This is a genomic window from Tardiphaga sp. 866_E4_N1_4, from assembly GCF_052076075.1.
In the GTDB taxonomy this organism is placed as follows: Bacteria; Pseudomonadota; Alphaproteobacteria; order Rhizobiales; family Xanthobacteraceae; genus Tardiphaga; species Tardiphaga robiniae.
Genome location: NZ_CP197242.1, coordinates 3,278,429 through 3,290,651, shown reverse-complemented (window position 1 = coordinate 3,290,651; position 12,223 = coordinate 3,278,429). Strand labels below are relative to the sequence as shown.

Below are 12,223 nucleotides of genomic sequence, written 5' to 3'. Positions count from 1 at the left end.
AATATATTGAACTAGCGTTTGGGTCAAGCCGCGCCATCCGAATGAAAACCGACGCGGCGAATAGCCATTCACTGAGAGGCAGACAATGCTGAATTCGAGATGGTTAAGGCTCGCCCGGCTCGCCGCACTGATCGCTGTTGCAATACTTCCATCGCGCGCATTCGGCGCGGACTATCCGACAAAGCTCGTGCGGATCATCGTGCCGTTTCCGCCGGGCGGGGTTTATGATCTCTACAGTCGGATGGCTGCTGAGCATCTGACAAAGGCCTTCGGACAACAATTCATTATTGAAAATAGCTCTGGCGGGCAGGGGGTGCTCGGCTCACAACTGGCAGCGAAAGCAGAGCCGGACGGCTACACGCTGCTGATGGGTGGTCAGGCTACGCATGCCACGAACCCCCACCTGTTCGGCAGCATGAAGTTCAATACGCTCACGGACTTCGAACCGATCGCTATGGTTGCGATACTAGGCAATGTTCTGGTGGTTAATCCCGGCCTTCCGGTGAAGACCGTTCCAGAGTTCGTTGCCTATTCAAAGGCCAATCCGGGAAAAGTGACGTTCAGCCATGCCGGCTCAGGAACGTCGATGAGCATCGCTGGAGAGCTTTTCCAGGAGAAGGCAGGCGTAAAGTTGCTGAGCATTCCCTACCGAGGCTCTGCGCTGGCGGCCAACGCGGTGGTCACTGGCGAAGTTCAATCCATGTTCGCCAATACGATTTCTGTGGTCAGTCAGATAAGGGCCGGCACTGTGCGGCCCCTCGGCGTCACGACTACTGCCCGTCAGGATTTGATCCCTGATGTCGTGCCTATCTCTGAGCAAGGGGTTCCGGGTTACGAAATGCGGTCCTGGTTTGGGCTGTTTGCGCCAGCCAAGACGCCGAAGCCGATCATCTCGAAGATCAACGCCGAGATTCGCAAGATGGTGGAACTGCCTGAGTACAAAAAACGCATTCTCGAAAGCGGTGCTACTTCGGGCGCGTTCACGCCGGAAGAGTTCTCTTCCTTTGTGAAAGCGGACTACGATGCGATCGGCAAGATCGTCAGAGAGGCCGGCCTCAAACCCGAAAGCAACTGATTATATTGGCGTATAAAGATGACAGCTCTCAATAAGGATTTGCTGGCGGGTGCGATGTTCGCAACGCTCGGCTTCGTCGCGATCAAGCTCAGTTTCGGTTACAAGATTGGAACTGCAGGACACATGGGGCCCGGGTATATACCGCTTCTTCTTGGAAGTGGAACGGCGATCTTTGGCGCGATCATCGGCGCGCGAGGTGTCGTCTTTGCGATCCTGCAAGCGAAAGGATCCGACGCTGACTCCAATCCCTGGCATCTGCGGCCGCTGCTTAGCGTTCTAATGGGGATCGTGCTGTTCGGCTTGCTCATAAAGCCGGCCGGGTTGATTGTTGCAAGCTTCGCGCTGCTCGCATGCGGCGGACAAGCGATTAAAGGGCAGCGCGTTACGGAGACGCTTGTCCTGGCAAGCATATTGATCGCTATTGTTACGTTGGTCTTTGTTTACGGTATTGGCGTTCGCATCGATCTGCTGCCAAGTCTTTCGGTGCTGCTGTGGAGCTAGGTCAGAACCTTCTGAGCGGGTTTGTGGCGGCGCTGTCGGCTTACAATCTGCTTTACTGCTTTGTCGGGGTTTTGATCGGGACGCTCATCGGGGTTTTACCCGGGCTTGGTCCGACGGCTACGCTAGCGATCCTATTGCCGATTACCTACCAGTTGCAGGCCGATGCGGCGCTAATCATGCTTGCTGGTATCTACTACGGCGCCCAGTACGGCGGATCGACGACATCCATCCTCATCAACCTCCCAGGTGAAGCGTCGTCGGTCGTCACAGCGCTGGACGGTCATCAGATGGCCCGGCAGGGTCGGGCTGGTACTGCGCTCGCAATATCCGCGATCGGTTCGTTTTTTGCAGGCACGATTGCGACAGTTTTCATCGCCTTACTCAGTCCACCGCTTGCGGCACTCGCGCAAAAGTTCGGCGCTCCGGAATATTTCGCTCTTATGGTGCTCGGGCTGGTCGCTGCAGTCGTGCTGGCTAACGGCTCTATACTGAAATCGATCGCCGCAATTTTTCTGGGCCTCTTCCTGGGCTTGGTCGGGACCGATGTTAGCTCCGATGCCCAGCGGTTTACGTTCGGCTTCCTTCAACTTGCCGATGGCATCGACTTCACGATCATTGCGATGGGAGTATTCGGCATTTCCGAGGTCATTCTCGCGCTCGAAAAGCCGGAAGTGCGCAACCTTATTACCGCTAACTTGAACAGAATATTTCCCAGCCGTGATGACTTGCGCGAGTCGTGGCCGGCCATGCTGCGCGGTACGGGAATTGGATCGATCTTGGGAATTCTACCGGGCGGCGGCGCAATCCTCGCCTCGTTTGCGAGCTACGCGCTCGAGAAACGCGTAGCCAAGGATCCAGGCAAATTTGGCCACGGAGCTATCGCTGGGGTCGCAGGGCCGGAGGCCGCGAACAATGCGGGCGCGCAAATGTCTTTCATTCCCTTACTGACATTGGGCATTCCCGCTAATTCCGTGATGGCGCTGATGCTCGGGTTGATGACCGTGAAGGGTATCATTCCAGGTCCGAAGGTTATTGAGGAGCAGTCGCTGCTGTTCTGGACGATTGTCGCGAGCATGTGGATCGGCAATCTCATGCTGCTGGTAATCAACCTACCGTTGGTCGGCCTCTGGGCCCGGCTCGTGCTAGTCCCTTACAGGCGTCTGTTCCCGGCCATTCTTCTGGTGTGTTGCGTCGGTGTGTTCAGCGTTAATCTCCAGACGTTCGATGTCTTGTTGATGGCGGGGTTTACACTCGTTGGGTACACGTTGCGCAAATTGGATTGCGAGCCCGCGCCGTTGCTGCTGGGGTTCATTCTTGCGCCGTTGCTCGAGGAGAACTTGCGGCGATCCCTCCTGCTTTCCGGCGGCGATCCGTCGATTCTGATTCACAGCAAGATCAGTATCGCTCTGCTCGCTGCGACGGTGATGCTTATCCTTTCACTCCTGCTCCCGACTTTACGTGCAAAGCGAGAGGCGGCTTTCGCCGAATGAGTTCCGCTGTTCGATTCAAACAATGTAGCAGAGAAACCAATGACGAAGTTTGATACAAAAATGGACCGCTATCCTTTCGTTCCGATCCCGAAACGCCCGGTTTATGATTGGCCAAACGGCAAGCGGCTTGCGGTGTATTTCGCGATCAATATCGAGGCATTCGAGTTCGGCCGAAATCCTGGACCGGATTTTACAACCATGCCGACTGCGCCGTTCCACCGCGGTTATGCCTACCGTGACTACGGTAACCGTGTTGGCGCGTGGCGCTTGCTGGATATGTTCGACGAGCTGAACATTCCGCTCTCTGTACTCACCAATGCCGCGGTGTATGACGCGTATCCCGAGCTCGTCGCTGCGTTCCGCAATCGAGGTGACGAGTTCGTCGGTCACGGTCGCACGAACTCCGAGCGTCAGGTAGACATGACGGAAGATCAGGAGCGAGAAATGCTTCGCGAGGTCTGTGCGAGATTCGAGCACGAGGAAGGTTCGGCGCCGAGGGGCTGGCTCGGCCCTTTCATTTCACAGAGTGCTAAGACACCAGAGCTTTTGGTCGAAAACGGCTTCAGGTACATGCTGGATTGGTTCTTCGACGAACAGCCCCAATTATTCCGCACGGACAACGGGCCAATCCTAAGCGTGCCCTATCCTTCGATGGAACTGAATGATCTGCCGGCGATCTTCAATCGCAAGGTCAGCGATGAAGAGTTTGCCTCTCTGCTGATTGATGCATTCGACCAGCAGCTCGAGGATTCAAGAAAGTATCCGCTGGTCTATAGCGTCGCCCTTCATACGTTTGTGATGGGGCAGCCCCATCGTGCGCGGAGATTGCGCCACGCGTTGGAGCACATTGCCAAACAGCGGGACGATATTTGGCTAACGACTGCGGGCGAAATTGCAAAGTACACACTGACGCTTCCGAAAGGTGTATTGATAGAACCATGAGAGGGACGCGATACCTGTATGCACCGAAAGCTTAAACACGGGCGCAGTGGTGATGAAGTCAGCCCAAGATGGCGCGTGAACTGATCACACCAATTCGCTAAATCGGGCGAGGAACCAGCGCATCCCTGTTCAAGGATCGATGCGTTCTGACGTTACTGTAATAGTCGACATAGGGTTTCAGAATCCCCGCGCAGATGCGCCTCGCCCAAGACAATGATGTATCAATTGGCGAACTTGCTTCAATAGGTCCCCCCTAAACGATTCGCGCAGGTTCGCGGAGAGTTTCCGATCCGTTTCATCGAGGACAGGCACGCCGTCTGCAATAGATCCAGGCGTCCCTTCGGATCCTGTGCGAGCGCCATGGAATCAATGAGGTCGAGTAGGTTCTGTGCCCTGGTCCGCGCTTCTGTTCGGAGTCGGCCAAATTGGTGCGCTCCATGATGGGGTCCGGCGAGGCGAGGTTGTCCAAGCTCACAGCACGTGCTGAAACGCACAGGGATCGAAACGGGCTGACCTTCCCCACGTCCTCGGCAGAGCAATAGCTACGCCGGAACGATCCATAGGTCGAGTGCGAGGCCGCCGGCTGGCTGGAGCGGAAGTCCGTGCCTGTGTCGCTCGCCGGAGGCACTCGCTCGCGGGTCCCGCCGTCATTGCATGCCGGCGCCACTATCACTGTCCGCGTTCGGGCGCCTTCTTTCGCGGCACGCGAACCAACACGAGTGAAAAGGACGCTACCGCCGCACACTCCCGGAAAAAGCCCGGTCCACATTGAGAAGGTCGGGGTGACCTCCTTCACGTAGTTGCTCGCTCTGACGGAAAGTGCAGATGCTCTCGCGAGCTGCACAGTTTGAGCGGAGCGAACCGCGGGGTGATACCCCCCATCAACCGAAGTTATTTGACCTGATAGCGTCGCATACAAGAAAGTTCCCTCGCCTCGAAACAAGGGAATGTCATGAGCAGTGTGGATGACGTAGTGTCCTCCGTCAATCTTGTCGGCGCGCCCGGCGGACGCGAGTATGGCAATGGGGCCGTGCTGGGCGTGGCAGTTCCCCAAGCGAATCCAGTGGTCGAGCCCGAGCTGGCGGCGTTGCTGCCAACGGGGTTTTCGATGCTCGTGACACGCTTGCAGGGAAGCCGCAGCGATTCGCGCCAGCGGCTGATCGACTACCTTGCCAATCTGCCGGTAAGCTTGGAAGCTTACGATACTGCTAGTCTTAGTTAAAGTCGTTAGACTCGAACTAAAAAGCCTCATGCGCAACGCTAATGCGACCGTTACAAACGCACATTGTAGTACATTCCGACCACGTCCGTTTGATTGCTACTTTAGCGATGCGTAAGACGACGCTTCATACGAACGAAATAGCTTCCGCCATTTCCAGAATACTTCGTATCTCTACTAGCGCGCGCTCGAGGTCTTCTTCCGTAGCCGGCGCACCTAGACAAAGCCTGATACCAAGCTTTTCGGTCTGCAGACGTTGCAGCGCGCCCGGCGGCGCAAGGGTGATGCCGGCCTGTGCGGCTTGCGTGACCAAGGCATTGAGCGTGCGGCCCGCAGGCAGTGGCAGCCAGATGTGAAAACCCGGAGCATTCGTCGAATGCGGAAGCCATTCCTTCAAAACGCGACGGACGATGGCGTCGCGCACCGCGGCCTTTTCACGCTTCATGCGCGCCTGTCGCGCCAGATCACCCGAGACGATCAGACGCGCGACAACTTCAGCCATCAAGGGCACGGCCATCCAGCCGGTGGCGCGCACCGCATTGATCGAACGGTCCCGGAATGAATCCGGTGCGATCATCGCGGCAATGCGCAGGCCTGGAGCGAGGCATTTGGCGAAGCTGAGCACATAGAAGCTTCGTTCGGGGATCAGGATGGACACCGGCGGCAGCGGTGGCGTTAGCAGATAGGCGTAGGCGTCGTCTTCGACGAGATAGGCATTGTGCCTGCGGACGATGTCGGCGATCGCCTTACGCCGCGTCAGCGGCATCACTGCGCCCGTTGGGGTTTGTAGCGTCGGCATGCAATACAGCACGCGCGCACCGGTATCGGTGAAGGCGCGGTCAAGGCTTTCCGGAACCAGGCCTTCGGCGTCGGTGGCGACACCGTGCAGGTGATAGTTGTTTTGCACCGATAGCGCCAGCATCCCCGAGTACGTAAAGCTCTCGGTCAAGATCGTGTCACCCGGCGCCGCGACCATGCCGACCGCGATCGACAGCGCGTGCTGTCCGCCGTGGGTGATGAATATCTGGTCGGCTTCGGCAGGAACGCCGAGCGACGTTAGCCAGGTCACCATCGCGTCGCGGTGGCGGCGCAACCCCTGATGCGGCAGATATCCCAGGAGGCCGCCGATCTCGCCGGTCAGCAGGATATCGGAGATTGTGGCGGCAATGGCATCGTCCTCGCCCGTGTAAGGCGGAACGTTGAGCGCCAAATTGATCGTAGTTTCCGAGGCTCCCAGCGCATGGCGTCGTTCCGATCGGCGGAGCTGCACGAAGGTGCCGCGCCCTACCTCACCGGAGATCAGCCCGCGCCCTTCGGCTTCGGCATAAGCCTTCGATATGGTGCCAACGCTAATACCGAGCCGCTGAGCCATGTCACGTTGCGGCAAGAGCCGCATGCCCGGCTTAACGCGGCCGGAAGCGATATCTGCATCCAAGGCCTGTACGAAAGCGAGATAACGGGGGCCGTCGATAGGCAAGTCAGGTACCCAGTCGGTCATCACGGCTTTCCACGCCACCTTCCCAGCGACAATGAAGATAGCGAATAGTACAATCTAGAAATTGATGCAACGAATTTAGTGCCATCTTGTGTTTGGGGCTTGCGTTATGGGACAAATTGGCGTCACGCGTGACATTTATATCGAATGATTGGGGTGCAATATCGAATTTCGCGAACAGATCAATTCAATTGCATCATATCAATAACACATAATCGTCCGAATTGATATAGTTTATATTTGACAATGGATCGATCTGGGTTCTAACTTGAGCGGACGGCGAGGCTCACAAGATGCCGCCGCGCCATAATGGAGCGAGTCTTGATCTACGAAATTCGTGTTTACGAAGCTGCCGAAGGCCATGCCGACGCGATGCGACGGCGCTTCCTCGATATTGTCGCGCCAAGGTTTTTTCCGCGGCACGGGATCGAGCTTGTCGGCGCTTTCACCTCCCAGACTGAAGACGGTCGCCTTACTTATATGACGCGCTTTTCTGACGAGAACGCTCGCAAGAAGGCGTGGGCGTCGTTCGGCGACGATCCGGAATGGGCTGCCGTCAAGTCCGCCAGCGAGACTTCCGGGCCACTGCTAAAGAACCAATCGATTTCAGTGCTGTCGCCCGCTGTCGCCAGCTTGCTTCTGAGCTGAGGGCCTCATGAAGTCTGCGCCCTTCGAATACATTCGGCCGCAAACGCTTGCTGAGGCGTGCGCGCTGCTGGCGGAAGATGAAGACGCCCGCGCCATCGCCGGCGGTCAGACGCTGGTGCCTATGTTGGCAATGCGTCTGGCTCGCCCTGCAAAGCTTGTCGATATCATGCGCCTACCCGAACTTGCGGGGATCCGTGCAGGGGCCGGCGCGCTGATGGTTGGCGCTACGACCCGGCAGGTGGTCGCCGAATATGATATGTTAGTTCGCGCCCAGGTGCCAGCCCTGGCTCGCGTTCTGCCTTGGGTCGGCCATCCCCCCACGCGCAACCGCGGGACCATCGGCGGTTCAATCGCCAATGCGGATCCATCTGCCGAAATTCCGCTCGTTGCAGTGACGCTCGGCGCCGAGATCGTGCTGGCTACGCCTGACGGCCCGTCGGAGATCCCGGCCGACGACTTCTTCATTGGTCCTATGCTGACCACGATGGCGCCGGGCGAGTGCGTCAGCGCTGTCAAATTTCCAGTGTGGAGCCACAAGACAATCGGCGTCGGCTTCTTCGAGATCAGTGCGCGGAAGTCGGATTTCGCCTTTGCTTCGGCGCTGGCACAGGTCGCGCTCGACGAGGAAGGTCGCTGCATCGAGATCGCCCTTGGCGTCGGTGGTGTCGGTGACCGCGCGTTACGCCTAAACGTTTCCTCGCTGCTCGGTACCAGGCTGGATGCAGCGGTCGTTTCGGACGCCGTGCACATGGCGGCCGCCGACATGGACGCCTCCAGCGATCTGCACGCCAGCGCCGCCTATCGCCGACGCGTGGCGATCACGCTGAGCAATCGGGCAATCGAACAAGCCACAACCAATGCCAATGCATGCGCGCTGAAGGGAGCGGCGTAATGAAGGTCGAACTTAACGTCAACGGTCGCGTGCGAAGCGCAGAAGTCGAGCCGCGCACTACGCTGCTCGATACGCTGCGCGACAAATTTCTGTTGAACGGCGCGCACGCGGGCTGTGAGCATGGCGTGTGCGGTGCCTGCACTGTACTGATCGACGGTGAGCCGGTGCGCTCGTGCCTAATGTTTGCGGCGCAGGCTGACGGTTATGATATCACCACGGTTGAAGGCCTGGCGCCAGCGCCGGGCGAACTCAGCGTCATTCAGGATGCATTTTGCGAGAGCCACGGTCTGCAATGCGGTTATTGCACGCCGGGCATGATCCTGTCAGCGCACGCGTTGCTCAAGCGCACCTATTCGCCGAGCCGCGACGACATCGTCGAAGCTATCTCCGGCAACATCTGTCGATGCACCGGTTATGGCCAGATCATAGAGGCGGTTCAGTTCGCCGCCGACCGGCTGCGCAAATCAAATGTTCCGCGGCCGCAAAGCCGGCATGGCCATCCGGCTGCCGAGCATGACGCGCCGGCTGAGGGCATTCTAGCAGCGGCCGAAGCCGATGCTCCGACGGAGGCCGTGTGATGAGCGCTAATCCCTCAACCTTCCGTTTTGTCTCCAGTAACCGCCGCGTCCGAGAGGATCGCCGCTTCGTCGCCGGGCAGGGACGCTTTGTCGCCGACATCGCTCTCGAAGGTATGCTGCATGTCGCCGTGCTCCCGTCGCAGCACCCGGCAGCCAAAATCGTTTCGATTGATGCAGCCGCCGCGCTGGCGATGCCGGGGGTGCATTATGTGCTGACCGGCGATGAACTTGCCGGTGCGACGGATCAGCTGATGAATGGTCTCGACACGCCGCACGTCAGACGTTTCCCGCTTGCTGTCGGACAGACTCGGTATGCCGGCGAATGGATTGCGGCGGTCGTTGCCGACAGCCGCGCGCTGGCCGAAGATGCCACCGAGAAGTTGCGTGTGGTGTACGAACCGCTGCCGTTCGTCATCAAGGCCGAAGAAGCCCTGAAGCCTGAGAGTGCGCCGGTCCATGCCGGTCACGGTTCGAACGTGCTTCTAGACAAGCTGTTCGTCTGGGGGGAGGTCAACAAGCATTTTGCCGAAAGCCCGCGCCAGCTTTCCTTCCGGGTGACCTGGGGCCGCAATTCCACTGTACCAATCGAAACCTTCGGGGTTGCCGCTTCCTGGGACCCATGGCGCGAGCTGCTCGACGTCTGGGCCTCGATCCAGATGCCCAAATACCCCGACCAGATCGCGCGCGCCCTGCGGATTTCCGCCAACAACGTTCGCGTCCATCACGACGTCGATGTTGGCGGCAGCTACGGCGTCAAGCGCGGCATCAAGCAATCGGTGCTGGTGGCCTATCTGGCGCGTCGTCTTGGTCGCCCTGTGCGCTTTATCGAGGACCGCCTCGAGAATATGCGCAGCGGTGACGCGCACGGCCCGGAGCGCATCTTCGACGTCGACGTCGCCTTCGATGACAGCGGCATCGTCAAGTCGATGAAGATACGGGCGTTGGACAATGCCGGCGCCTATGCCGGCCGGGCTCCGTTCCAACTCGGCAAACCGATCGGCGCCATTGTCGGTCCGTATAAGATCGAGAGTGTTCAGTATCGGGCGCAGTCGGTGACAACCAACAAGGCGATGCAGGAGGCCGTGCGCGGCTTCGGACAGGCGCCGACCAACTACGCCATCGAAACCGCGATCGACAAGGTCGCGGAGGCGACCGGCTTGCACCGCATGGAAGTGCGCCGCCGCAACTTCATCCGCAAGGAAGAATTTCCCTATCTGATCCCAAGCGGAAGCACCTACGACAGCGGCGACTACCACACCGTGGTCGACAAGGTTTTCAAGCATATCGACTTCGCCGCGATGGAGACCGAGCGCGATCGCTTGCGGGCAATGGGAATGTTGGCCGGCATCGGCTTTGCCGCTTGCCTGGAGCCGTCGGGTGGCAATTCGTCGTTCGAGCCGCTGCTCAACGAAAAGAATACCACGACCACCTGGATGGATTCCTGCCGCATCAATATCGACGGCTTGGGCTTCGTTACCGTGACGATACACACCACGTCGTCGGGGCAGGGCCATGAGACCCTCGTCGGAACCGTGATCGGCGAAGTACTACAGATTGATCCCGACATGATTCGCATTGTCCGGCCGGATACGCTGGCGTGCCTGCCGTCTAATTCGCCGGTCGGCAGCCGCATGGCGATCATGCTGGGCGGTGCTGCATTTCACGCGGCGCAAAAGCTCAAGGCCAAGCTCGCAAAAATCGCGGCGCATCAGTTTCAGGCAAGCGAAGACGACATCAGCTTCGCCATGGGCGTTGCCAGCGACAAGTCCGGTCATTCGCTGAACTGGGCCGAGCTCGTCAACATCGCGCATCGCAATTATCACCTGCTACCGCCCGACATGGAGCCCGGCCTCGAGTCCAGCCATGTCATGCAGGTGCCAACGGGCAACAAGCTCCCCGAGAACGGCCGCGTGCAGATGTATCCGTGTCACTCGTTCGAGTTTCACGTGGTGCTGCTGGCCATCGACCCGGATCTCGGAAAGCCGGAAATCAAGCGTTACGTGATCGGTCATGACTGCGGCACCGTCATCAACCCGCATATCGTCCGGGGCATGACGCTGGGGGGCATCGCCCACGGCCTGGGCGCCACGCTGCTTGAAGAGTTCGTCTACGACGAGCAGGGTCACCTGATCACGCAGAGCTTCATGGACTACCTGCTGCCTTCATCCCACGAGGTGCCGGAAGTCGAAATCGTACACCACTGCACGCCGTCACCGCACACGGTATTTGGGCAGAAGGGCTCCGGCGAAAGCGGTTATCTCGGCGCACCTGCGGCGATATCCAGCGCCATCAACGATGCTGTGGCTGAACTCGGCATTTCTTTCAACAAACTGCCCATCCGAATTTCCGCGATCGGAGACGCCATCGCGGACGCCCAACTCGGCAAACCCCAAGAGCAAGCATCATGATCATCGACTGCCACGCCCATCTCGTTCCTCCCGCTCTGCTCGAGGACATCAAGTCGCAAGCCGGCCAGTTTCCGTCGGTCCGCCTGATCGCGGACGGTGCCAGCCTTGGCTTCTCCTTCGCCGGCGGCAAGCCGACCCGCCCGGTATCGAAGCCGCTGAGCGATCTCGCCGCCCGCCTGAAATGGATGGACGACAACAAGATCGAGCGCCAGGTCGTCGCCGGTTGGCTCGACATGTACGGCAACGACCTGCCGGCGGCGGAAGGTGCCGCCTGGGCGCGATTGATCAACAAGCATCTGCTGCAAACGGCGAAAGAGCAGCCGCGTTTCATTCCGCTGGCGACCGTTCCGCTGCAGGACGGCGCGCTCGCAGCTGAAGTGCTGCGCGAAGCGCATGCGGCCGGCTTCAAGGGCGTCATGATCGGCACGCAGCCGAAAGGGCGCGGAGGCGTGCTCGACGACGCATCGCTGGATCCTTTCTGGGAAGCCGCGAACGAACTCGGCATGGTCGTATCGCCACATCCGGTATTCGAGAGCGGCGACGACCGCGTCCACGATTACGGCATGGCCAACGCGGTGGGCCGCGTCACCGACACGATGATCGCCGTGTCGCGCATGATCTATGCTGGCCACTTCACCCGTTTCCCGAAAATGAAGTTTTTGGCGCTGATCGGCGGCGCCGGTCTGCCCTACATCATGGGCCGGCTGCGGACCAACTATGCGTTGGACAAGAAGCTGGGCGATCCCGACGCCGCGCTGGCGACCATGTACTACGACACCATCGTGCAGGATCCGCGCACGCTGCGTTATCTCGCTGACATTGTCGGCGCCGACCGCATCATGATGGGGTCCGACATGCCTTTCCCGATCGGCGACCTGTCGCCGCTGAAGATCGTGGACGAGTGCAAGTTTTCGGATGCGGAGCGCGCTTCCATCAATGGCGGTCTCGCACAAAAGCTCTTCGGGCTGTGAGGAG

11 protein-coding genes are annotated in these 12,223 nt (G+C 59.2%); 10 read left to right on the top strand and 1 reads right to left on the bottom strand.

The genetic code is table 11. The features are described from left to right. Positions 1–85 precede the first annotated feature (85 nt). From AB8B20_RS16050 to AB8B20_RS16030, 5 genes are all read left to right on the top strand, one after another. Positions 86–1,075, top strand: a complete 990-nt coding sequence (locus AB8B20_RS16050) for a Bug family tripartite tricarboxylate transporter substrate binding protein (protein ID WP_439074675.1) — start codon at positions 86–88, stop codon at positions 1,073–1,075. 18 nt (positions 1,076–1,093) lie between these two features. After that, positions 1,094–1,576 carry a tripartite tricarboxylate transporter TctB family protein gene (locus AB8B20_RS16045; RefSeq protein ID WP_439074676.1) on the top strand — a complete coding sequence of 161 codons (483 nt, stop codon included), beginning with the start codon at positions 1,094–1,096 and terminating at the stop codon, positions 1,574–1,576. Further along, positions 1,567–3,066, top strand: coding sequence for a tripartite tricarboxylate transporter permease (locus AB8B20_RS16040; RefSeq protein ID WP_439074677.1), 1,500 nt, complete (start codon positions 1,567–1,569; stop codon positions 3,064–3,066). Before AB8B20_RS16045 ends, AB8B20_RS16040 begins: the two co-directional genes overlap by 10 nt. A 39-nt stretch (positions 3,067–3,105) precedes the next feature. Then, positions 3,106–4,008 (top strand): polysaccharide deacetylase family protein, encoded by a 903-nt coding sequence (locus AB8B20_RS16035; RefSeq protein WP_439074678.1) that lies wholly within the window; start codon positions 3,106–3,108, stop codon positions 4,006–4,008. 952 nt (positions 4,009–4,960) lie between these two features. Continuing rightward, the gene (locus tag AB8B20_RS16030) at positions 4,961–5,230 is read left to right on the top strand and encodes a hypothetical protein (RefSeq protein WP_439074679.1); all 270 of its coding nucleotides are present in this window, start codon (positions 4,961–4,963) and stop codon (positions 5,228–5,230) included. A gap of 124 nt (positions 5,231–5,354) precedes the next feature. On the opposite strand, the gene AB8B20_RS16025 is transcribed toward AB8B20_RS16030, so the two are convergent. Then, complete coding sequence (locus tag AB8B20_RS16025) at positions 5,355–6,725, bottom strand: PLP-dependent aminotransferase family protein (protein ID WP_439074680.1); 1,371 nt, start codon at positions 6,723–6,725, stop codon at positions 5,355–5,357. 318 nt (positions 6,726–7,043) lie between these two features. Between AB8B20_RS16025 and AB8B20_RS16020 the strand changes: the two genes are divergently transcribed. Genes AB8B20_RS16020 through AB8B20_RS16000 form a run of 5 tightly spaced genes read left to right on the top strand, consistent with a single transcriptional unit; the run spans position 7,044 to position 12,219 of the window. Next, on the top strand, positions 7,044–7,370 hold the full coding sequence (locus AB8B20_RS16020) for an NIPSNAP family protein (protein WP_439074681.1): 327 nt from the start codon (positions 7,044–7,046) through the stop codon (positions 7,368–7,370). A 7-nt stretch (positions 7,371–7,377) separates the two neighbouring features. Then, positions 7,378–8,262, top strand: coding sequence for an FAD binding domain-containing protein (locus AB8B20_RS16015; RefSeq protein ID WP_439074682.1), 885 nt, complete (start codon positions 7,378–7,380; stop codon positions 8,260–8,262). After that, a complete protein-coding gene (locus AB8B20_RS16010; RefSeq protein WP_439074683.1) occupies positions 8,262–8,840 on the top strand; it encodes a (2Fe-2S)-binding protein in 579 nt (192 codons plus the stop codon). Before AB8B20_RS16015 ends, AB8B20_RS16010 begins: the two co-directional genes overlap by 1 nt. Continuing rightward, the gene (locus tag AB8B20_RS16005) at positions 8,840–11,248 is read left to right on the top strand and encodes a xanthine dehydrogenase family protein molybdopterin-binding subunit (RefSeq protein WP_439074684.1); all 2,409 of its coding nucleotides are present in this window, start codon (positions 8,840–8,842) and stop codon (positions 11,246–11,248) included. Before AB8B20_RS16010 ends, AB8B20_RS16005 begins: the two co-directional genes overlap by 1 nt. Beyond that, a complete protein-coding gene (locus AB8B20_RS16000; RefSeq protein ID WP_439074685.1) occupies positions 11,245–12,219 on the top strand; it encodes an amidohydrolase family protein in 975 nt (324 codons plus the stop codon). The genes AB8B20_RS16005 and AB8B20_RS16000 overlap by 4 nt, the downstream gene beginning before the upstream one ends. Positions 12,220–12,223: the final 4 nt, after the last annotated feature.

What these genes read in the sequence shown, in the direction of transcription:
- AB8B20_RS16005 (WP_439074684.1), top strand. Translation starts at nt 8,840, where the DNA reads ATGAGCGCTAATCCCTCAACCTTCCGTTTTGTCTCCAGTAACCGCCGC.
- AB8B20_RS16015 (WP_439074682.1), top strand. Translation starts at nt 7,378, where the DNA reads ATGAAGTCTGCGCCCTTCGAATACATTCGGCCGCAAACGCTTGCTGAG.
- AB8B20_RS16025 (WP_439074680.1), bottom strand. Translation starts at nt 6,725, where the DNA reads ATGACCGACTGGGTACCTGACTTGCCTATCGACGGCCCCCGTTATCTC.
- AB8B20_RS16030 (WP_439074679.1), top strand. Translation starts at nt 4,961, where the DNA reads ATGAGCAGTGTGGATGACGTAGTGTCCTCCGTCAATCTTGTCGGCGCG.
- AB8B20_RS16000 (WP_439074685.1), top strand. Translation starts at nt 11,245, where the DNA reads ATGATCATCGACTGCCACGCCCATCTCGTTCCTCCCGCTCTGCTCGAG.
- AB8B20_RS16050 (WP_439074675.1), top strand. Translation starts at nt 86, where the DNA reads ATGCTGAATTCGAGATGGTTAAGGCTCGCCCGGCTCGCCGCACTGATC.
- AB8B20_RS16045 (WP_439074676.1), top strand. Translation starts at nt 1,094, where the DNA reads ATGACAGCTCTCAATAAGGATTTGCTGGCGGGTGCGATGTTCGCAACG.
- AB8B20_RS16010 (WP_439074683.1), top strand. Translation starts at nt 8,262, where the DNA reads ATGAAGGTCGAACTTAACGTCAACGGTCGCGTGCGAAGCGCAGAAGTC.
- AB8B20_RS16035 (WP_439074678.1), top strand. Translation starts at nt 3,106, where the DNA reads ATGACGAAGTTTGATACAAAAATGGACCGCTATCCTTTCGTTCCGATC.